Source organism: Pseudomonas sp. FW305-E2 (genome assembly GCF_058782925.1).
In genome coordinates this window covers 1-19,468 of the sequence record NZ_JBYSYE010000066.1, presented here as the reverse complement: position 1 = coordinate 19,468, position 19,468 = coordinate 1, and the positions used below count along the sequence as shown (strand labels likewise).

Below are 19,468 nucleotides of genomic sequence, written 5' to 3'. Positions count from 1 at the left end.
GGATCAACCCCACCCCCAGCCACTGCAGCGGCGCCAGGCGGTGCCCGAACGCCACCCAGTCCACCAGAATTGCCGCAATCGGGTAAATGAACGACAGCGCACCGGTCAACGCCGTGGGCAAACGCTGGATGGCGCTGTACAACAGCACATACATCAGGCCGGTGTGCACCATGCCCAGTGTCAACAAGCTGGCCAACGCCGGCACTTCAACCGGCAACCCGCCAAGCGTGACCCATGGCGCCAGCAGCAACACACCCGTGGTTACCTGAATCAACGCAATCAGGTGCGGGGGCGTGCCACTCAGGCGCTTGATGATCAAGGCCGCGATTGCATACAGAAACGCCGCCCCCAGCGCCAGGGCAATCCCCAGCAGATAGTCCTCGCCATTACTTTGCCCAGCGCCATGGGCACTGACGATGGCCAGCATGCCGAGGAACGCCACACTCAGCCAGGTCACCTTGGCCAAGGTGATCTTTTCGCCCAGAAACAGCGCCGCCAGCCCCACCAGCATGAACGGCTGCACGTTGTACACCGCCGTGCCGATGGCAATCGACGCCCGGGCGTATGAAGCGAACAACAGCAGCCAGTTGCCGACAATGGCCACCCCGCTGGCTATCGCCAGCAAAAATGCCGTGCGGCTGATCACGCCCGGGCGCAGAAAGCCAAACGCGGCGCAAATCGCCAGCAAGGTCACGGCACCGAACACGCAGCGCCAGAACACCACATCCAGCACCGGCTGGCCGGACACCAGCACGAACCAGCCAATGGTCCCAGAAATCAGCATGGCAGCGACCATTTCCAGCGAGCCACGGCGCAATGAACTGTCCATCTCAAACCTCCCGTTGATAATGGCCACAGTATGCAAAGGCGGCAGCCTGGCCATCCAGCGGATAACCAAGGCATTTTCGACAACCTGCCTTTACTATCAAGGCAAATAACACGAATCACCTGATGAGGTGGGTATGACCGATGCCATCGACCAATTATTGATCAACGCACTGATGGAGGACTCGCGCCGCTCGCTCAAGGCGCTGGCGCAGGTCAGCGGGCTGTCCGCACCTAGCGTCAGCGAGCGCCTGCGACGGCTGGAAGAGCGTGGCGTGCTGCGCGGCTACACCGTGGAGGTCGACCCGCGCGCCTTTGGCTACCAGTTGCAGGCGATCGTGCGCATCCGTCCGCTACCGGGGAAGCTGCAGGAGGTGGAGCGCCAGATCATTGCCATCCCTGAGTTCACCGAATGCGACAAGGTCATTGGCGAAGACTGCTTCGTCGCCCGACTGCATGTGCGCTCGATGGAGCAGCTGGACACGCTGCTCGACCTCATGAATGTGCTGGCTGAGACCAATACCGCGATCATCAAGAAGACCCCGGTCAAGCGGCGGTTGCCGCCAATGGATTGATTGGCCCCTGTACTGGCCTCCTCGCAGGCGTGCCCGCGAAGAGGCCAGCACAGGAAAAGTTGACTATTTTTTGTACACAAAAACGTAACCATAGGTGCCATTTTTGTGTGCACTTTCTTCAGTAGCGCCCCAATTCGTTACACACTTTCCACCCGTTATTTTGACCAAATGATCAACTAATCAATCTTTCAAAAAATATAACTTGTTCATTTGGTCAACTTATATGCTCTGTATTTCATTAACTTACCTTTTAACAAGATAAGTTCGAAATGATCGCCTGATGAAACCTGCTCTTCCCTTGGCATGGAACTCGCTTTTGTGTGTTCGTGTTTTGTATACAACTTAAACAAAACATAGATACACAAGAATCCGCGACGCCGACCCAATGTCAGCCGCCGCGCCCACAACCCTGTGATGCCAACGCTGCACCGACGAGATGGCGAGCCCGTGCGCATGCCCGCTCATCGCAGTCCATGTGCATCAGGAGCCCGCCGGAATGAGTAGCAGCCTCGACCTTGCCCCTGAACAATCCGTCGCCAGCACACACCCCGCGTCCACGCTTGCCGGCCACCAGCCGGACCTTGTTCTCAGCCCGCGCCTGCATAACCGCGACCTGGCGCCAACGCGTATGGAAGGCCGTCGCTGGGGCGGCTACAGCATCTTCGCGCTGTGGACCAACGATGTGCACAATATCGCCAACTATTCGTTCGCCATGGGCTTGTTCGCCCTCGGCCTGGGCGGCTGGCAAATTCTGTTGTCGCTGGCCATCGGCGCGGCGCTGGTGTACTTCTTCATGAACCTGTCGGGTTACATGGGCCAGAAAACCGGGGTACCGTTCCCGGTCATCAGCCGCATTGCCTTCGGCATCCACGGCGCGCAGATCCCGGCGCTGATCCGTGCCATCATTGCCATCGCCTGGTTCGGCATCCAGACCTACCTGGCATCGGTAGTGCTGCGGGTGCTGCTCACCGCCGTGTGGCCGCAACTGGCAGCCTACGACCACGACAGCATCCTCGGCCTGTCGAGCCTGGGCTGGGTGTGTTTCGTGTCGATCTGGCTGGTGCAGCTGGTGATCCTGGCCTACGGCATGGAGATGGTGCGCCGTTACGAGGCCTTTGCCGGGCCTGTGATCCTGCTGACCGTCGCCGCCCTGGCGGTGTTCATGTACTTCAAGGCCGACGCGCGCATTGCCTGGTCGGTGGCTACCCCGCTGACCGGCTACGAGATGTGGCGCAACATCTTTGCCGGCGGCGCACTGTGGCTGGCGATCTACGGCACCCTGGTGCTGAACTTCTGTGACTTCGCCCGCTCCTCGCCTTGCCGCAAGACCATCCGCGTCGGCAACTTCTGGGGCCTGCCGGTGAACATCCTGGTATTCGCCGTGATCACCGTGGTGCTGTGCGGCGCGCAATTCCAGATCAACGGCCAGATCATCGACAGCCCGACGCAGATCGTCGCCGCCATACCCAGCACGCCATTCCTGGTGCTCGGCTGCCTGGCCTTCCTGATCGTCACCGTGGCGGTGAACATCATGGCCAACTTCGTCGCCCCAGCCTTCGTACTCAGCAACCTGGCACCGCGCCACCTGAACTTCCGCCGTGCCGGGCTGATCAGTGCCACCCTGGCGGTGCTGATCCTGCCCTGGAACCTGTACAACAGCCCGCTGGTCATCGTGTACTTCCTGTCGGGCCTGGGCGCCCTGCTCGGCCCGCTGTACGGCGTGATCATGTCCGACTACTGGTTGCTGCGCAAAGGCTGCATCAACGTGCCAGAGCTGTATACCGAGCACCCGGCCGGCGCCTATCACTACAGCAAGGGCATCAACCTGCGCGCCGTGGCCGCCTTCGTGCCGGCCGCACTGCTGGCCATCGTGCTGGCCCTGGTGCCCAACTTCCAGGGTATCGCGCCGTTCTCCTGGCTGATCGGTGCCGGCATCGCCGCCGCCCTCTATCTGTTGATCGCGCCACGCAACCGCCAATACCACGACATCAGCGGCGAGTGCATCGCCGTCGACCATAGCAGCCATTAGTCAGGGAGGACTGCCCATGCGTATTCTGATCGCCAACGTCAACACCACCGAAGCCATCACCCACGCCATTGCCGAACAGGCCCGTGCGGTGGCCGCTCCTGGTACCGAAATCGTCGGCCTCACACCCTGGTTCGGCGCCGAATCGGTGGAGGGCAACTTCGAAAGCTACCTGGCGGCCATCGCGGTGATGGACCGGGTCCTGGCCTTTGAAGGGCCTTACGATGCCGTGATCCAGGCCGGTTATGGCGAACATGGCCGCGAAGGCCTGCAGGAACTGCTCAACGTGCCTGTGGTGGACATTACTGACGCCGCCGCCAGCACGGCAATGTACCTGGGCCACGCCTATTCCGTAGTAACCACGCTTGACCGCACCGTGCCATTGATCGAGGACCGCCTGAAGCTCTCGGGCCTGTATGACCGCTGCGCCTCGGTGCGAGCCAGCGGGCTGGCGGTGCTGGAACTGGAAGCCGACCCGCTGCGGGCCGTGGAGGCGATTGTCGAGCAGGCCGAACGCGCCGTGCGTGACGACAAGGCCGAGGTGATTTGCCTGGGTTGTGGCGGCATGGCCGGGCTGGACGAGCAGATTCGCCAACGCACCGGCGTGCCGGTGGTGGATGGTGTGAGTGCAGCGGTGACCATTGCCGAATCGCTGGTGCGCATGGGGTTGAGCACGTCCAAAGTGCGCACCTATGCGACGCCACGGGCGAAGAAAGTGGTGGGCTGGCCGATGCGCTTCGGCCGCTAGACATCCTTCGCCTGTACCGGCCTCTTCGCGGCTGATGCCGCGCCTACAGAACCACCACCAGCCTGAATACCTTGGGGTCCTCGTAGGAGCGGCTTTAGCCGCGAAGAGGCCGGCCCGCTTAACGCATCATCCTGGCCAAACGCTGCGCACTGCCACAGGCCAAGGTGAACCCCAACGCCCCATGCCCCAGGTTCAGCCACAGGTTGCGGTACACCGTCCCACCTATGATCGGCACCCCGGTAGGTGTCGCTGGTCGCATCCCCGCCCACTCCACCGCCTGGCCATAATCCGCCGCCCTCGGCAGCGTCTCCAGCGCCAGCCGCCGCATGCTCTGCAAACGGCGCATGTCCACCGACTCGTCGAAGCCGACAATGTCCACCATCGCCGCTACCCGCAGCTGCTGCCCCAGGCGTGCATAGACGATTTTGCGCTCATAGTCGGTAAGGCTCACCTCCGGGGGCAGGTGCCCGGAGGTGATCGGTGCGGTCAGGCTGTAGCCCTTCAGCGGGTAAACCGGTATCTGCACCCCCGGTAATGCCAAGCCAGGGCCGCGATGCCCGGCACACAGCACCAACTGCTCCACGTCCAGCTGCTGATCGCCCAGTTGCAGTGCCACGACCTGGCCCTGGCGCTGAACCAATTGCGTCACCGGCCGGCCAAGCAGGAAACGGCACTGGCCCGACGCGCGCAACAGCGCCTCCAGCCGCAAGCAAAACACGTGGCAATCGCCAACCTCTTCGCCCGCCGTGAACACGCCACCCACAAACGGTGCGCCATCCAGGGCAGGCTCCAGCGCGCGCAGCTCGGCAGCCGCCAGCACCTGCTGACTGGCCGGGTCCGTCAACTGTTCCCGGCCTTGGGCAAAGGCCCGTTCACTGCGAAAAGCCACCAGCTTGCCATTGCGCCGCCAGGCGAAATCCCCCAGGTTCTGATGTTCGCGCCACTGCGCCAGAACAGCTTGGCTGTACAGCGCCAGCTCAAGCAATTGCCCGGCATTACGGCGATTGACGCTACGCCGGCAAGCCAGGGTGAATGCCAGCAGCCAGCGCCACTGGGCCGGGTCCATGCGCAAGCGCAAGCGCAATGGCGACTCGCCCTGCAACAGCCAGCCCAGCGCCTGCCACGGCACCCCGGCATCAGCCAGCGGCGCCACATAGCGATAAGACAATTGCCCGCCATTGGCAAAGCTGGTGGCCGACGCCAGGCTGTCGCGGGCCTCGATCAGATCAACCGACCGCCCTTCCAGAACCAGCGCGTAAGCCGTCGCCAGGCCCACCACTCCGCCACCGATCACCGTTACCCGCTGCTTCATCGCTCATCCCTGTTCCGGCTTCCTTGCCAAACAGTACCAGCGGATCAGGTCGGGCAGCTATGCGCACCGTCATTCAGGCCCTGACGCACATTGCGGCTCAGCAGGCTGGCCTTGCCATCGTGCCAAGTCAGGGTCAGTACGTAGAGGGTGTCGAAGTCTTCGCCGCTCCAGTCCTCGGTGATCACCCGCTCCTCCCCCAAGGCCTTGCCGGCCACCGTGTTGATCAGTTCCGGCAGGTAGCCGTGGGACCAGGCGGTATAGATGGTCGCATTGCGGTATTTGTTGCTCAGCAACTCATCGGCCAGTTCAGCGGTGTCGTTGGCGCCGTAGTCGATATTCACCGGTAAGCCGAGGCGGATGGCACTGGGGGTGATGGTCATCAGTGGGCGGATGTAGCTGTAGCTTTCATCCCGGCTGCCTTCCTCGACATGCCGCGTGGGGTTGGCGGCAAACACATAGTCGGCCTTGCCGAAGCGCTCGGGCAGTACAGTGGCCAGGTCCAGCGCACGGTTGAGGCCCTGGCAATTCAACTGCCCGAGCCCCTCGCCCGGCTTCTCGCCATGACGCAGAAACACCAGGGTCTGGGTGCCATCCACCGGTTGCGCGCGGCTTTCGACAGCCTCCAGCGCCAGCGGCGCGGCGATGGCAGTCAGCACCAGGCTCAGCAGCAAGTGACGGCGACGGTGGAAGAATGTTGGCAACTTCATCAAGGCAGGCTCGTGTGGCAGAGAAAATCGGGTTTACCCGCCACATCGCCCAACAGTTAGAGGGCGTCCTTGTAGTGAATGCCATCCTTGGCACGAGTGAGGGTCAGAGTGCCCTGAACCCGTTTGGTTCCTCCCTGGAGGTGGATGCCGTTCCCTGGGCAAGGCCTAGGTTAGGGGCTGGGTGTTGCGCAATTGTGTAAGGTGCAAGAACCTCGGGTTGCAACGCGAACACTCAATCATCCCGCGTGAGCACTTCCAGCAGTTCAATCTCGAAGGTCAGGTCCGAATTCGGCGGGATCGCCCCTACGCTGCGTTCGCCATACCCCAGGTGCGCCGGTACCAGCAGCTTGCGCTTGCCACCTACGCGCATGCCCATCAGGCCTTGATCCCAGCCTTTGATTACCCTGCCGGTACCGATCACGCACTGAAACGGCTTACCGCGCGACCAGGACGAGTCGAACTCGCTGCCATCGGCCAGCCAGCCGGTGTACTGGGTGGTGATCAGGGCACCTTTGACGGCGGCTTTGCCGTCACCCTCGACCAGGTCGATGATCTGCAGTTCTTGGCTCACGGGTACACTCCAAACGCTGAAAAACAAAACCGCCCTTTTCTCAGGAATGCATCGGTTTGGCAAGTTCACGCAGAAATGTCCGGAGGCATTCACCCACGGAATGCCTCCGGACAAACATGACGTTGAATCAGCTGTTCTGCTCGAACACCTCTTGACCGGACAGCTCCTTGGTTTGATTGGCGAAGCAGTACCACGCGGGCTTCTGTTCAACGAAGATCTGCAGGTCAAAATCCCAGGCTTGGTCGCCATCGAGCAGGCCGACCGGCACGGCATGGAAGTCGTTGGCCTTGAGCCGGTAGTACAGGTGCGTACCACAGCGGCCACAGAAAGCACGCTGGGCCCAGTCGGACGAATCATAGACGCTGGGCGCACGCCCTTCGATCAGCGGAGGCTTGCTGCAGTGCACCACCAGCAGCGGGCCGCCGGTCCACTTGCGGCACATGCTGCAATGACAAGCGCTGATATGGGTATTGTCGACGGTGACCGTCAGCCGCGTGTCGCCGCACAGGCAGGTGCCTTGTTTTTCCAGGGCCATGGGTGGCTCCTTGAACGGAAAGATGGGCCTGCAATTATAGAAGCCCCCCAGGGCATCGCACGCCGTACTAGATGTACACATTGCCCCGCAGGTACAACGCCGCCCGCCCACTGATGATCACGCGGCCATTGCCCGGCACTTCGCACTGCAACTGCCCTTTGCGTGCCCCGCCCTGCTCGCAGCTCAGCACGTTCTTGCCCAGCCTTTGGGCCCATAACGGCGCCAGTGAGGTGTGTGCCGAACCGGTTACCGGGTCTTCATTCACACCAACCCGCGGGCCGAACCAGCGGGTGACGAAGTCAAAGCCACGCCCTGCCGCGGTCACGGCAATGCCACGGACGTCGAAGGCCGACAGCGCAACAAAGTCGGGTTTCAACGTTTCGAGCAGCATGGCGTCATCGATCACCACCACATAATCGTCGCTACGGTACACCGCCTTCGCCTGGCTCAAGCCCAGCGCCTGCAGCAGGCCCGCCGGCGTGTCCACCGCTACGGGTTGTTTGGCCGGGAAGTCCATGGCCAGCAGGCCATCAGTGCTGCGGCTCACGCGCAGCTCGCCACTGCGGGTGTTGAAGCGCAGTACTTGCGCCTGCTCACCCAGTTGCTCGAACAGCACGTAAGCCGAGGCCAAGGTAGCATGGCCGCACAGGTCGACTTCCACGGTGGGGGTGAACCAACGCAGGTCGAACGTTTCGCCTTTGCGCACGAAGTAGGCTGTTTCTGACAGGTTGTTTTCTTCAGCGATGCGCTGCAGCACATCGTCCGGCAGCCAGCTGTCCAGCGGGATCACTGCGGCCGGGTTGCCACCGAACGGTTCAGTGGAAAAGGCATCGACCTGGAAGATTTCGAGTTGCATGCACACACTCCTTGTTACCTGGGCGCTGCCAGGCAGATATCTGGAAAAGGGCTACGGGCGTACCGGGGTCAACACTGGCTCACCGGCAAAGAACGCCTGCAGGTTGCGCAGCACCAAGGCCACCGTGTCGCGCGCGGCTTCTGGCGATTGGCCAGCCACGTGGGGGGTGAGCACAGTGTTGGGCAAGGCCTTGAGTGCATCGGGCACTGCTGGCTCGTCATCGAAGACATCCAGCGCGGCGCCAGCCAGCTGGCCACGCTGCAATACGGCAATCAGGGCCTGCGTGTCGACCACGCTGGCACGGGCGATGTTCACCAGATAGCCGTCAGCCCCCAGGGCCTGAAGGACGTGGGCATCGACCAGATGCCGGGTGTTGGCGCCACCGGGGGTGGCCACCACCAGGATGTCGACGGCTTCAGCCAAGTGCCGAGGGCTGTCGAACCAGGCATAGGGCACATCCTGGCGTGGTGTGCGGCTGTGGTAGCTGACGGGCATGTCGAAGCCCAAGTGGGCCCGCTTGGCGATCGCCAGCCCCACTGCGCCGAGGCCGAGAATGCCCAGGCGTTTGCCACTCACGGAGGGGCTGATCACCCGGTTCCATTCACCGCGCCGCGTGCTGGCATCGGCACGAGGAATGTCGCGCAGCAGCGCCAGCAGCAGGGCCAGGGTGTGGTCGGCGACGGCTGCGGCATTGGCCCCGGCGCCATTGGTGACGGTTATGCCGCGTGCGGCGGCGGCGGCCAGGTCGACCTGCTCGTAGCCGGCGCCGATCACGCAGATGATCTGCAATCTGGGTAATGCGTCAATTTCGGTGGCGGATAGCCCCAGCGGCCCACGGGTGAGTACCGCATCGATTTCTTCGGCGTGGCGATGAATGGCATCGGCGCGCAGTGGCGGCGAAGGGGCACGGATCAGGTGGTAACCGGCCTGCTCCAGCATGGGCAGGTAATCGTCGACGGTTTCCACCAGTACCAGGACTGTCTTGCTCATGCCACCTCCGGGTGAATTCGAGGCGTCATTATGCGGAGTCACCGGCCAGTACAGTCAATGGAAATAACAAGGCAAAACTGTACTGTACTGTGCTGTTGCTGTTGCTGTTGCTGTTGCTGTTGCTGTTGCTGTTGATCTTGATCTTGATCTTGATCTTGATCTTGATCTTCGCGACTTCAGGAGGCCGAACGCAGGCCTTGCGGAGGCAGGTGACGGGCATGGATGCCCGTCAAGCGCTGAGGCCCCAGGATGGGGCCTTCGGCGCGGTCCTGCCGGGAGCAAGGCCGGAGTGAGGGGACCCCGGAGCGCAGCGCAGGGGCCGGATGATGGGAGCGCAGCGTTTTTTGGTTACTTTTTGTCGCGTTTGACAAAAAGTGACTCGCCGTAAGGGCGAAAAGGTGAGTCAGCGTCGCCATCGCAAACGGACGGTTCGCTGAGTCAAAACAGACGAGTTCGCATCTTGCTTCTTGCTTCTTGCTTCTTGGATGTGGGCATTCACATCGAGTAGGTATTCATTCACGCAGGTGGCGCATAGTCACCCTTCCGCCCTTACGGCGGGTCACTTTTTGTCAAACGCGACAAAAAGTAACCAAAAAACGCTGGCTCCTATCATCCGGCCCCTGCGCTACGCTCCGGGGTTCCCTCGCTACGGTCTTGCTCCCGGGAGTACGCGCTGCAGGCCCCATCCATGGGGCCTCAGCGCTTGACGGGCATCCATGCCCGTCACCTCCCTTCGCAAGCCCTCCGCTCGGCCTCCTGAAGTCGCAATCTGCGTCGCCTGAACTATCGCGCGCTTACAAGCAAAAGCAGAAACAGAAACAGAAACAGAAACAGCGTTACTGTGCGAACGCGCGCCCTAACCCACCGGGTACACCACTGCTGTCAGTTTCCTGCCAAGGCCCATTCGGGCTCAACGACCAACTCCAGCCGTTATCAAACCGATAGTACGTACGCTGCCGGTAGAAGGTATTGGGCTGTTTCTCCAACACATATACACCCAGCTTGGGATCCCAGTGGCTTGCCCCGCCAGGCGGTGGCGCAAAGCTGGCCGAGGTACGCGGCATGGGCTTGGGTATCGCCGCCGGCTTGCTCGGCTGAGTGGAAGGCTGCCTGCCCGGCAAGGGCTTGACCACCGGCCCCGACGGCGGCACACGCTCGATCGGTGGCGCGGGCTGCTCGTACGGCTCATGCACCGTACACGCAGACAAACCCAGGGCCAGGGTAATCAGGGTCAGGCGGACGGTGCTGTGCATGGCATTGCTCTCTTACTGGTCTGGAGTGTCGATGGTCAGGCGTTGGGTAGCCTGGGTGGCGCTAGACAACGGCGCACCCTGGCCAATCCACTCACCCTGGGTAGGCTGACCCGCGCGTGAAACACGTGCAACCAGTTGGACTTCGGCATACTGCGACAGTTTCATCTGCGGCATCATCGCATCAGCATCAGACAACTCCACCTCGATCGGCAACTGCGCCACGGTCACCCGCTTGGCCGCCAGCGGCATCGGCGGGCCATTGCTGGCGCGAGCGAAGATAAACACCGTGTCGTCCGGCTGAACCTTGTCCTTCAAGGCAGCCGCCAGTTCCACCCGCACTTTCAGGCGAGTCGCCACAGGTGCAGGCTCGGTAGCCTGCACTGGCGCGCCACCCAGGCGCTCGGCGGCACGGTCGATCCCCCCCTGCAACGCCGCTCGCGATGCATCACCTTCTGGCAACTGCGCCAGCAAGCGCTTCCAGTAGTCGATGGCTTCCTGATAGCGCTCGCCTTCAAACGCGGCAATACCGCGCAGGCCCAGGCTGGTCACCTCGTTGGGGTCCGCCTTCAGCGCTTCGTCAGTCAGCGCCTGCAATTGCGGGCTCCACTGCTTGTTGGCGGCAAAGTACTGGGCCTGGGCCCACTGCCCCAGCAGCTCGGGCTGGCGGCCAGCCAGGGCCACGGCCCGTTCAAACGTACGCGCGGCATCGGCGGGGCGCTGCTCGGCCATGTAGGCCCGGCCAAGGAAATACATGGCCTCGGCCGAATCCGGCTGGGCCTGCACCACGCGTTCAAGGCGCGTGGTCATTTCTTCCATCGACTTGGGAGCCTCGGCAAACTCCTGGGTCAGCGCCACCTTGTCGGCCGCCCCAAAATGCAGGTACAGCCCCAGCGCCATCAGCGGTACCAGTACCGCAGCCAGCAGCGGCAGGGCCTTGCCCAAATGCCCCTGGCGCGGGGCCTCGGCGCCTTCGGTATCGGCCAGCAGCTCGCGGGCAGCCTCGTCCCGGCCCTTGGCCATCTGCGCCTCATCGAGCACACCGGCGGCTTGTTGGGCCGCCAGCTCGGCGACACGTTCCTGGTAAAGGGCCACGTTCAAGGCCGTGCGGTCTTCTTCCTGCTGGCGACGGCGGCCACGCAGGATCGGGAGCAGCAAAAAGCTGAGGGCAGCGAGCAGCAGAAGGCCCGCGCTAAGCCAGAATTCAATCATGGGTCTGTTCTTTTTCCAGCAGTTTGGCGAGACGCTCGCGTTCTTCGGCAGACAACTCATCGACGCCCTGCACGGCCGTAGCACGGCGCCGGCGTACGATCACCGCCAGCACCACGAAGCCACCGGCCAGCAAGATCCCCGGGCCAAACCACAGCAGCCAGGTACGCCCGCTGAGCGCCGGCTTGTAGCGCACGAAGTCGCCATAGCGGTCGACCATGAAATCGATGATCTGCTGGTTGCTCTGGCCTTCGCCAAGCATGCGGAAGATTTCTCGGCGCAGGTCGGCAGCAATCGGCGCGTTGGAGTCGGCAATATCCTGGTTCTGGCACTTGGGGCAGCGCAGTTCCTTGGTCAACTGTTGGTAACGCTCGCGCTCTGCCTCGTCGCGAAACTGGTAGGTGTCGATAGCCGCCTTGGCCACACCGGCCAGGCTCATGCCCAGCACCGCAGCTGCCAGCCAACGCCTCATGGCTTGGCCTCATCAATCAGGCCCTGGTACAACGGCGCCAGCTGTTCACGCCAGACCGTGGCATCGACGATGCCGACGTGCTTGTAGCGGATGATGCCCTTGGCATCAATCAGGAAGGTTTCCGGCGCCCCATACACCCCAAGGTCCAGGCCCAGGCTGCCCTGTTCGTCACGAATATCCAGCTGATAGGGGTTGTGGAACTCGGCCAACCACTTCTGCGCGGCGGCGTTGTCATCCTTGTAGTTGACCCCATGGATCACCACCCCCTGCTGTGCCAGCTGGTTCAGGTACGGGTGCTCGACCTTGCACGACGGGCACCAGGTGGCCCACACGTTGACCAGTGCCGGGCGCCCCTGCAAGTCGGCCTGAGTCAGGGTGCGGTCCCCCTGTGTCGACGCCAGGGAAAACACCGGGAACGGTTTGCCGATCATTGCCGATGGCAGCTCGTCGGGCTTGAGGAAAAGCCCCTTGTAGAGGAAGACCGCCACCAGCAGGAACACTGCAAGGGGCACTACCATGATCCAACGCTTCATGCAGCTGCTCCAGACACGCCCAGGACATCACGCACCCGGGTCTTGACCTTGACGCGGTAGCGCCGGTCGAGGGCCGCCAGCAACCCGCCCAGGCCGGTCAGCAGACCGCCCAGCCAGATCCAGCGGACGTAAGGCTTAATATGTATGCGCACAGCCCAGGCGCCATTCTCCAGTGGCTCGCCAAGCGCGACGTACAGGTCGCGGGTAAAGCCGGCGTCGATGCCCGCTTCGGTCATCATCGACTGTTGCACGGTGTACAGGCGCTTCTCCGGGTACAGTGTGGTCACTTCACGGCCATCGCGGCTGATCACGATGGTGCCCTTGTCAGAGATGAAGTTCGGCCCCTCGAAGTGCTTGGCGCCCTGGAACAGGAAGTGATAGCCACCCAGCTCCACGCTTTCGCCCGGCGCCATGCGCAGGTCGCGCTCGGCGCTGTTGTTGCTGGACAGCACCACGCCCAGCGCGCACACCGCCAGGCCCAGGTGCGCCAGTTGCATGCCCCAGTAGCTGCGGCCCAGGCCCGGCAGGCCTTTGACCAGGCCCTTGTGGCGGGTCTTGTCGAAAATGTCACGCAGCCCGCCAAGCACTACCCAGGCGGCCAGGGCGAAGGCCGTCAGCGTCGGCCAGTCGAAGTCGTCGACGATAAAGCCGGCAACCGGGGCAAGGATGGCACTGCCGATCAATACCGGGGTCATCATGCTGACCAGCCATTTGCCCGGGGTGTCCTTCCAGCGCACCACCACGCCCACGCTCAGCACCACCATCAGCAGCGCCATCAGTGGCAGGAACAAGGCGTCGAAATAGGGCGGGCCGACCGACAGCTTGGCCCCGGTCAGGGCATCGAGCACCAATGGGTACAGGGTACCAAGCAGAATCATCGAAGCCGCGACCACCAGCACCAGGTTGTTGGCCAGCAGCAGCGTTTCACGCGACCACAGGGCGAAACCGACCTGGCTCTTGACCACCGGTGCGCGCAGGGCGAACAGGGTGAGCGACCCGCCGACCACGAACAGCAGGAAAAACAGGATGAAAATACCCCGCGACGGGTCGGCGGCAAACGCGTGCACCGAGGTCAGCACCCCGGAACGCACCAGGAAGGTACCCAGCAGGCTCAGGGAGAATGCGGCAATTGCCAGCAGCACCGTCCAGCTCTTGAACACCCCGCGTTTCTCGGTCACCGCCAGCGAGTGGATCAGTGCGGTGCCCACCAGCCAAGGCATGAACGAGGCGTTTTCCACCGGGTCCCAGAACCACCAGCCACCCCAGCCCAGTTCGTAGTAGGCCCACCACGACCCCAAGGTGATGCCAACACCCAGGAAAGCCCAGGCGACGATGGTCCACGGCCGCGACCAGCGCGCCCAGGCAGCGTCCAGCCGGCCGCCGAGCAAGGCGGCAATGGCGAACGCGAAGGCCACCGAGAAGCCCACATAGCCCATGTAGAGCATGGGTGGGTGAACGATCAGGCCAAAGTCCTGCAGCAGCGGGTTAAGGTCACGGCCATCGGTCGGCACCTGCGGCAGCAGGCGCTGGAACGGGTTGGAAGTAATGATCAGGAAGCTCAGGAAGCCCACGCTGATCATGCCCATTACCGCCAGCACGCGGGCCAGCATCACCTGCGGCAACTGCCGGGAGAACACCGACACGGCAAAGGTCCAGCCGCCGAGGATCAGCGCCCAAAGCAGCAACGAACCCTCATGGGCGCCCCACACCGCACTGAACTTGTAGTACCAGGGCAAGGCGCTGTTGGAGTTGCTGGCCACATAGGCGACCGAGAAATTGTCTGTCATGAAGGCATGGGTCAGGCAGGCAAAGGCAAACGCCAGGAAGGCGAACTGCCCCCACGCTGCCGGCCGCGCCAGGCTCATCCACAGGCTGTCGCCACGCCACGCGCCAAGCAACGGCACACTGGCCTGTACGACGGCAAAGCAGATGGCCAGAATCATCGCCAACTGGCCCAGTTCGGGGACTACCAGTGCTGCGTTCATGGCTTCGTCTCTCCGCCGGCAGCGGCCTGGCCGCTTTCCTTCAGGGCCTTGGTGACTTCGGGCGGCATGTATTTCTCGTCGTGCTTGGCCAGCACTTCATCGGCTACCACCACACCGTCGGCATTGAGCTTGCCAAGGGCGACGATGCCCTGCCCTTCGCGGAACAGGTCGGGGAGGATGCCGCGGTAGGTGATGGGTACCGACTTGTTGAAGTCGGTTACCACGAAACGCACGTCCAGCGAGTCGGCCGAACGCTGCACCGAGCCTTTCTCCACCATGCCGCCGGCGCGGATGCGCGTGTCCAGCGGGGCTTCGCCGTTGGCGATCTGGGTCGGTGTATAGAACAGGTTGATGTTCTGCTGCAATGCGCTCAAGGCAAAGCCGACGGCAACCCCGACGCCGACCAGCAGGCCGACGATGAGCAACAGGCGTTTCTTGCGCTGCGGATTCACTGGTTGTTCTCCCGGCGCAAACGGCGCGCCTCTTCTTGCAAATAGCGACGACGAGCCAGCAGTGGCGCACCGACATTCAGCGCCAGCACCGCCAGGCAGATGCCATAGGCCGACCACACGTACAGGCCATGGTGGCCCATGGCGAGAAAGTCACCGAAGGTGGCAAAGCTCATTGTGTGGCCCTCCGCCCCAGGCTGTTCAATACTTCGTCCCTGACCCAACTGGCGCGTGCTTCGCGCTTGAGCACTTCAAGGCGCATGCGCAGCAGCAGTACGGCGCCGAAGAAACAGTAGAAACCCAGCGCCGTGCACAACAGCGGCAGCCACATTTCGGCCGGCATCGCCGGCTTTTCGGTAAGGGTGAAGGTGGCGCCCTGGTGCAGGGTGTTCCACCACTCCACTGAATACTTGATGATCGGGATATTCACCACACCGACAATCGCAAGCACCGCACAGGCCTTGGCTGCACTGTCACGATTACTGATCGCCTGGCCCAGCGCAATAATGCCGAAGTACAGGAACAGCAGGATGAGCATGGACGTAAGGCGGGCATCCCACACCCACCAGCTGCCCCAGGTCGGTTTGCCCCAGATGGCGCCGGTAACCAGCGCCACGGCGGTCATCCAGGCGCCAATGGGCGCGGCACATTGCAGGGCAACGTCGGCCAGTTTCATCTTCCACACCAGCCCCACCACCCCGGCCACCGCCAGTAGCACATAGCAGGACTGCGCCAGCATCGCCGCCGGCACGTGGATATAGATGATGCGGAAGCTGTTGCCTTGCTGGTAGTCCTGGGGGGCGAAGGCCAGGCCCCAGGTGATGCCGACCAGCAGCAGGAGCACGGCAGCACCGGCCAGCCACGGCAGCATGCGGCTGCTGATGGCATAGAACCATTTCGGGGAGCCCAGCTTGTGGAACCACGTCCAGCTTATTTTCATCAGGGTACATCCAGGGTATTTGCCGGGCTTGAGAGCCCGGGACTCGTTATTCGCCGACGCTGATCTTCAGGCCGGCCGCTATCGCAAAGGGTGCCAGGGTAACGGCCAGGGCCGTCAGGCTGGCGAGCCAGAGCAGATGGCCGGTTGCCGGCATATTTTGCAACGCCGCTTGCAACGCACCACTGCCCAGGATCAATACAGGGATATACAACGGCAGAATCAGCAACGCCAGTAACAAACCTCCGCGTTTAAGGCCGACTGTCAGTGCCGCACCTACCGCGCCCAGCAAGCTCAATACCGGCGTCCCCAGCAGCAGCGAACCGAGTAGCACCGGCAGGCAATGGCTAGGCAGCCCCAGCATCAGTGCCAGCAGTGGCGCCAACAATACCAGCGCCAGCCCGGAAAAGATCCAGTGCGCCAGCACCTTGGCCAGCACCAGCAACGCCAGTGGGTGCGGCGACAGCACCCATTGCTCCAGCGAGCCGTCTTCGAAATCGCTGCGGAACAGGCCGTCCAGCGACAACAACACGGCCAGCAACGCCGCCACCCAGACCAGGCCCGGCGACAAGGTTTGCAACAATTGGCTTTCCGGGCCGACCGCCAGCGGGAACATGGCCACGACAATGGCGAAGAACACCAACGGGTTGGCCAGTTCGGCCGGGCGACGGAACAGCAGGCGCGCTTCGCGGCGCAGTAACAAAATGAATACGCTCATGCAGCCCATTGCCCCAGGTTCAGTTCTCGGTAACCGGAGGGCTTGCGTTCCAGTGTGTGGTGAGTCGTCAGCACCACCGTGCCGCCCTGCTCGCAGTGGGCTGCCAGGTGCGCTTCAAGCTGCGCCACGCCTTGCTTGTCCAGCGCGGTGAACGGCTCGTCAAGAATCCATAGCGGCGGGCAAGCCAGGTGCAGCCGGGCCAGCGCCACGCGGCGCTGCTGGCCGGCCGACAGGGTATGGCAGGGGACGTCTTCGAAACCGCGCAGGCCGACAGCCTCCAGCGCCGCCCAGATCGCCTCGCGGCTGGCCGGCTGGTGCAAGGCGCACAGCCAGGTGAGATTTTCCTCGGCGGTGAGCAAGTCCTTGATGCCGGCGGCGTGGCCAATCCACAGCAGGGCGCTGGCCAGGGCATGACGCTGTTCTGCCAGTGGCTTGCCACCCAGCAGAATCTGCCCGGCCGTCGGCTGCATCAGCCCGGCCAACAGGCGCAACAGGCTGGTCTTGCCACTGCCGTTGGGGCCACTGATCTGCAGCATGTCACCGGCGCCCAGCTCGAAATCGAGCTGTTCGAACAGCAGGCGCCAGTCGCGCTCGCAGGCCAGGCCTGCGGCTTGGAGGTGAAGGGTCACGGTTTCGCCTTATCTTCAGTAGGGCTTTGGAGCGGCGTCGCCTGTTTCGCGGGTGAACCCGCTCCCACAGAACCCTGTAGGAGCGGGTTCACCCGCGAAGCAGCCAACATCGCTCCAGAACCCTTGTGTCTCAAGTCGCCCCGCGCGCTGCCGTTATACTGGCAACCACGGGCGCTCGGCATTATTACACGCGCCGCCGCGCTGCCAAGAGGCCGGGCTCGACAGGTTGTATACAATCATGACTGAAATCAATAGTCTCGGCGCACAAACCGCGATCAACAGCCAAGCCATGAAGGCGGGCACGACCGGCGAACTGCTGCGCCTTATCCAGGCGCAGCCCGGGCTGCTGGCCCCCGGCGAAACCGCGCAAGCCGAGGTTTTATCGTTGCGCCAGGCGGGCCAGGACTTTCAGCTGGTGCTAAGGCTGATGCAGGCCAACGGCGTGCAGACCCAACTGCAGGCCAACGCCAGCCAGCCGCTGCCCCAAGGCAGCCAGATCACCGTCAGCCAGACCGAAAGCAATCGCCTGGCGATCATGTTGCAACAGGCCAGCGCCAGCCAGGTCGCCACCCTCACCCAGCTGGACACCAGCAAGGTGCCGGTCGGCACCTTGCTGCAAGGCAAGGTCCTGACCAACCAGCCGCTGGCCCAGGCACCCGGCCAACCGGCCGTGTACCGGGCGCTGGTCAGCTTGCTCAACAGCACCCAGGCCGGTGCCACGCTGAGCATCGACAGCCCGCGCCCGCTGGCCATTGGCAGCCTGCTCAGCGCCCTGGTGCAGGGTGATCAGTCATTGCGCTTCGTGCCGCTCAGCGGCAGGCAGGACCAACTCAGCATTGCCCAACAGCTGCTGACACAGCAAAACCGTCAAGCCTCGCTGCCCGGCCTGCTCAACGCCCTGCAACAGCTCACCCGCGACCCAGGCGTCGATGGCGAGCTGCGCGCCAGCGCCGAACGCCTGCTGGCCGGCCTGCCGGACGCCCGACAACTGGGCGACGCCAAGGCAGTGGCCCAGGCCTTGAACAACAGCGGCAGCTTTCTCGAAGCGAAGCTGCTGAGTGGGTCAACCGCCAGCGTCGACACCGACCTCAAAGCGCATTTACTGCGGCTGATGGCCCAGGCCCCTGCCGTCCCGGCAGGGGCCACCACTCTGAGCCCCGCCAGCCTGGCCCTGACCATGCCGATACTGGCGCGCAGCGCACTGGGCATGCTCGAGCGGGTCAGCCCCAAGCCGCAGCCGGGCGCGTTCCCATTACCGTCGCGCCTGCTCAAGGCCCTGGAAGAGGAAGGCGACCTGCAACAGCTGCTGCGCCTGGCTGCCGCTGCCATTTCACGTTTGCAGAGCCACGCCATGAGCAGCCTGCAACAAACCGGCACGCTGGAAAACGGCAACCTGCAGACCACCTGGCAAACCGAAGTGCCGATCCGCCACGGCCAGGACTTCATCCCGCTGCAAGTCAAACTGCAGCGCGAAGAAACCCCACAACAACAGGCCGACCGCCAACATGAAGCCCAAAACCCTCGGCAAGCCCTGTGGCGCATCGAGCTGGCCTTCGACTTGTCCCCACTCGGCCCCCTGCAAGTGCAGGCGCAACTGAGCGAGGGCCGCCTGAGCGGGCAGCTATGGGCAGAGCGCGAGCAGACCGCGCGGTTGATCGACGCCCAGCTTGGCGCGCTGCGCGCGCGCCTGGTGGCCCGAGGCCTGGAAGTCGGCGACCTGGCGTGCCACCCGGGCATCCCGCCGCAGGGGCCACGCACACGGATGGAACAACGCTGGGTGGACGAAACCGCATGAACGATACGACACCACGCCAAGCCATAGCGCTGAACTACGACGGCCATCAGGCACCGACCCTCACCGCCAAGGGCGACGAGGACCTGGCCGAGGCCATCCTTGCGCTCGCCCGCGAACACGAAGTGCCGATCTACGAAAACGCCGACCTGGTGCGCCTACTGGCGCGGCTGGAGCTGGGCGATCAAATACCCGAAGCGCTGTACCTGACCATTGCCGAAATCATCGCCTTCGCCTGGCAACTGCGCGGCAAGGTACCCGCCGGCTTCGATGATCCGCGCCCGACAGAACGCGATATCACCCCACCATTGCCCCCGCTGCCCGGCACTGGCAAGTAACTATCTACCAC

General features: G+C 63.2%; 22 protein-coding genes and 1 pseudogene. 5 read left to right on the top strand and 18 right to left on the bottom strand.

Features of this window, described 5'->3' with window-relative positions; genetic code table 11:
* A partial coding sequence (locus tag AC3WLP_RS26455) for a DMT family transporter (RefSeq protein ID WP_103340331.1) occupies positions 1-829 on the bottom strand: 829 nt, incomplete at its 3' end.
* Between the two features lie 133 nt (positions 830-962).
* Between AC3WLP_RS26455 and AC3WLP_RS26450 the strand changes: the two genes are divergently transcribed.
* The 3 genes from AC3WLP_RS26450 (at position 963) to AC3WLP_RS26440 (ending at position 4,174) form a co-directional block, all read left to right on the top strand.
* A complete protein-coding gene (locus AC3WLP_RS26450; protein ID WP_003254357.1) occupies positions 963-1,400 on the top strand; it encodes an Lrp/AsnC family transcriptional regulator in 438 nt (145 codons plus the stop codon).
* 496 nt (positions 1,401-1,896) lie between these two features.
* Positions 1,897-3,429 (top strand): NCS1 family nucleobase:cation symporter-1, encoded by a 1,533-nt coding sequence (locus AC3WLP_RS26445; protein WP_088513766.1) that lies wholly within the window; start codon positions 1,897-1,899, stop codon positions 3,427-3,429.
* Between the two features lie 16 nt (positions 3,430-3,445).
* Positions 3,446-4,174, top strand: a complete 729-nt coding sequence (locus tag AC3WLP_RS26440) for an aspartate/glutamate racemase family protein (protein WP_010955048.1) — start codon at positions 3,446-3,448, stop codon at positions 4,172-4,174.
* Positions 4,175-4,292: 118 nt separating this feature from the next.
* Here AC3WLP_RS26440 and AC3WLP_RS26435 read toward each other — a convergent pair whose 3' ends face one another.
* The 17 genes and pseudogenes from AC3WLP_RS26435 to ccmA form a co-directional block, all read right to left on the bottom strand.
* Positions 4,293-5,486, bottom strand: coding sequence for a D-amino acid dehydrogenase (locus tag AC3WLP_RS26435; protein WP_088513767.1), 1,194 nt, complete (start codon positions 5,484-5,486; stop codon positions 4,293-4,295).
* Between the two features lie 44 nt (positions 5,487-5,530).
* The gene (locus AC3WLP_RS26430; RefSeq protein ID WP_014755803.1) at positions 5,531-6,193 is read right to left on the bottom strand and encodes a hypothetical protein; all 663 of its coding nucleotides are present in this window, start codon (positions 6,191-6,193) and stop codon (positions 5,531-5,533) included.
* Positions 6,194-6,425: 232 nt separating this feature from the next.
* The gene (locus AC3WLP_RS26425) at positions 6,426-6,764 is read right to left on the bottom strand and encodes an FKBP-type peptidyl-prolyl cis-trans isomerase (RefSeq protein WP_003254365.1); all 339 of its coding nucleotides are present in this window, start codon (positions 6,762-6,764) and stop codon (positions 6,426-6,428) included.
* A gap of 127 nt (positions 6,765-6,891) precedes the next feature.
* Positions 6,892-7,299 carry a GFA family protein gene (locus AC3WLP_RS26420; protein WP_003254367.1) on the bottom strand — a complete coding sequence of 136 codons (408 nt, stop codon included), beginning with the start codon at positions 7,297-7,299 and terminating at the stop codon, positions 6,892-6,894.
* Positions 7,300-7,366: 67 nt separating this feature from the next.
* Positions 7,367-8,155 carry a PhzF family phenazine biosynthesis protein gene (locus tag AC3WLP_RS26415; RefSeq protein ID WP_012051660.1) on the bottom strand — a complete coding sequence of 263 codons (789 nt, stop codon included), beginning with the start codon at positions 8,153-8,155 and terminating at the stop codon, positions 7,367-7,369.
* Positions 8,156-8,206: 51 nt separating this feature from the next.
* Complete coding sequence (locus AC3WLP_RS26410) at positions 8,207-9,145, bottom strand: 2-hydroxyacid dehydrogenase (protein ID WP_012051659.1); 939 nt, start codon at positions 9,143-9,145, stop codon at positions 8,207-8,209.
* 38 nt (positions 9,146-9,183) lie between these two features.
* Positions 9,184-9,365 (bottom strand): annotated as a pseudogene (locus AC3WLP_RS26405) (hypothetical protein).
* A gap of 616 nt (positions 9,366-9,981) precedes the next feature.
* Positions 9,982-10,398, bottom strand: coding sequence for a hypothetical protein (locus tag AC3WLP_RS26400; RefSeq protein WP_004577461.1), 417 nt, complete (start codon positions 10,396-10,398; stop codon positions 9,982-9,984).
* Between the two features lie 12 nt (positions 10,399-10,410).
* A complete protein-coding gene (ccmI, locus tag AC3WLP_RS26395) occupies positions 10,411-11,607 on the bottom strand; it encodes a c-type cytochrome biogenesis protein CcmI (RefSeq protein ID WP_012051657.1) in 1,197 nt (398 codons plus the stop codon).
* Positions 11,600-12,076, bottom strand: a complete 477-nt coding sequence (locus tag AC3WLP_RS26390) for a cytochrome c-type biogenesis protein (RefSeq protein WP_012051656.1) — start codon at positions 12,074-12,076, stop codon at positions 11,600-11,602. Before AC3WLP_RS26390 ends, ccmI begins: the two co-directional genes overlap by 8 nt.
* A complete protein-coding gene (locus AC3WLP_RS26385) occupies positions 12,073-12,609 on the bottom strand; it encodes a DsbE family thiol:disulfide interchange protein (RefSeq protein ID WP_003254377.1) in 537 nt (178 codons plus the stop codon). Before AC3WLP_RS26385 ends, AC3WLP_RS26390 begins: the two co-directional genes overlap by 4 nt.
* Positions 12,606-14,594, bottom strand: a complete 1,989-nt coding sequence (locus tag AC3WLP_RS26380; RefSeq protein ID WP_012051655.1) for a heme lyase CcmF/NrfE family subunit — start codon at positions 14,592-14,594, stop codon at positions 12,606-12,608. The genes AC3WLP_RS26385 and AC3WLP_RS26380 overlap by 4 nt, the downstream gene beginning before the upstream one ends.
* Entirely contained in the window at positions 14,591-15,046 is a 456-nt protein-coding gene (gene ccmE, locus AC3WLP_RS26375; RefSeq protein ID WP_003254379.1) for a cytochrome c maturation protein CcmE, read from the bottom strand. Before ccmE ends, AC3WLP_RS26380 begins: the two co-directional genes overlap by 4 nt.
* The gene (ccmD, locus tag AC3WLP_RS26370) at positions 15,043-15,219 is read right to left on the bottom strand and encodes a heme exporter protein CcmD (RefSeq protein WP_003254380.1); all 177 of its coding nucleotides are present in this window, start codon (positions 15,217-15,219) and stop codon (positions 15,043-15,045) included. The genes ccmE and ccmD overlap by 4 nt, the downstream gene beginning before the upstream one ends.
* The gene (locus AC3WLP_RS26365; RefSeq protein WP_088513372.1) at positions 15,216-15,983 is read right to left on the bottom strand and encodes a heme ABC transporter permease; all 768 of its coding nucleotides are present in this window, start codon (positions 15,981-15,983) and stop codon (positions 15,216-15,218) included. The genes ccmD and AC3WLP_RS26365 overlap by 4 nt, the downstream gene beginning before the upstream one ends.
* 46 nt (positions 15,984-16,029) lie before the next feature.
* On the bottom strand, positions 16,030-16,698 hold the full coding sequence (gene ccmB / locus AC3WLP_RS26360) for a heme exporter protein CcmB (protein WP_012051653.1): 669 nt from the start codon (positions 16,696-16,698) through the stop codon (positions 16,030-16,032).
* Entirely contained in the window at positions 16,695-17,327 is a 633-nt protein-coding gene (ccmA, locus tag AC3WLP_RS26355; RefSeq protein WP_003254385.1) for a cytochrome c biogenesis heme-transporting ATPase CcmA, read from the bottom strand. The genes ccmB and ccmA overlap by 4 nt, the downstream gene beginning before the upstream one ends.
* Positions 17,328-17,565: 238 nt before the next feature.
* Between ccmA and fliK the strand changes: the two genes are divergently transcribed.
* A complete protein-coding gene (fliK, locus tag AC3WLP_RS26350; RefSeq protein WP_012051652.1) occupies positions 17,566-19,122 on the top strand; it encodes a flagellar hook-length control protein FliK in 1,557 nt (518 codons plus the stop codon).
* Complete coding sequence (locus tag AC3WLP_RS26345) at positions 19,119-19,457, top strand: EscU/YscU/HrcU family type III secretion system export apparatus switch protein (RefSeq protein WP_012051651.1); 339 nt, start codon at positions 19,119-19,121, stop codon at positions 19,455-19,457. Before fliK ends, AC3WLP_RS26345 begins: the two co-directional genes overlap by 4 nt.
* The last annotated feature ends 11 nt before the right edge of the window (positions 19,458-19,468 follow it).

Excerpts from the sequence above, each read along its gene's own strand:
- AC3WLP_RS26450 (WP_003254357.1), top strand. The coding sequence starts at position 963 with ATGACCGATGCCATCGACCAATTATTGATCAACGCACTGATGGAGGAC.
- AC3WLP_RS26445 (WP_088513766.1), top strand. The coding sequence starts at position 1,897 with ATGAGTAGCAGCCTCGACCTTGCCCCTGAACAATCCGTCGCCAGCACA.
- AC3WLP_RS26440 (WP_010955048.1), top strand. The coding sequence starts at position 3,446 with ATGCGTATTCTGATCGCCAACGTCAACACCACCGAAGCCATCACCCAC.
- AC3WLP_RS26435 (WP_088513767.1), bottom strand. The coding sequence starts at position 5,486 with ATGAAGCAGCGGGTAACGGTGATCGGTGGCGGAGTGGTGGGCCTGGCG.
- AC3WLP_RS26430 (WP_014755803.1), bottom strand. The coding sequence starts at position 6,193 with ATGAAGTTGCCAACATTCTTCCACCGTCGCCGTCACTTGCTGCTGAGC.
- AC3WLP_RS26420 (WP_003254367.1), bottom strand. The coding sequence starts at position 7,299 with ATGGCCCTGGAAAAACAAGGCACCTGCCTGTGCGGCGACACGCGGCTG.
- AC3WLP_RS26415 (WP_012051660.1), bottom strand. The coding sequence starts at position 8,155 with ATGCAACTCGAAATCTTCCAGGTCGATGCCTTTTCCACTGAACCGTTC.
- AC3WLP_RS26410 (WP_012051659.1), bottom strand. The coding sequence starts at position 9,145 with ATGAGCAAGACAGTCCTGGTACTGGTGGAAACCGTCGACGATTACCTG.
- AC3WLP_RS26400 (WP_004577461.1), bottom strand. The coding sequence starts at position 10,398 with ATGCACAGCACCGTCCGCCTGACCCTGATTACCCTGGCCCTGGGTTTG.
- ccmI (WP_012051657.1), bottom strand. The coding sequence starts at position 11,607 with ATGATTGAATTCTGGCTTAGCGCGGGCCTTCTGCTGCTCGCTGCCCTC.
- AC3WLP_RS26390 (WP_012051656.1), bottom strand. The coding sequence starts at position 12,076 with ATGAGGCGTTGGCTGGCAGCTGCGGTGCTGGGCATGAGCCTGGCCGGT.
- AC3WLP_RS26385 (WP_003254377.1), bottom strand. The coding sequence starts at position 12,609 with ATGAAGCGTTGGATCATGGTAGTGCCCCTTGCAGTGTTCCTGCTGGTG.
- AC3WLP_RS26380 (WP_012051655.1), bottom strand. The coding sequence starts at position 14,594 with ATGAACGCAGCACTGGTAGTCCCCGAACTGGGCCAGTTGGCGATGATT.
- ccmD (WP_003254380.1), bottom strand. The coding sequence starts at position 15,219 with ATGAGCTTTGCCACCTTCGGTGACTTTCTCGCCATGGGCCACCATGGC.
- AC3WLP_RS26365 (WP_088513372.1), bottom strand. The coding sequence starts at position 15,983 with ATGAAAATAAGCTGGACGTGGTTCCACAAGCTGGGCTCCCCGAAATGG.
- ccmB (WP_012051653.1), bottom strand. The coding sequence starts at position 16,698 with ATGAGCGTATTCATTTTGTTACTGCGCCGCGAAGCGCGCCTGCTGTTC.
- fliK (WP_012051652.1), top strand. The coding sequence starts at position 17,566 with ATGACTGAAATCAATAGTCTCGGCGCACAAACCGCGATCAACAGCCAA.
- AC3WLP_RS26345 (WP_012051651.1), top strand. The coding sequence starts at position 19,119 with ATGAACGATACGACACCACGCCAAGCCATAGCGCTGAACTACGACGGC.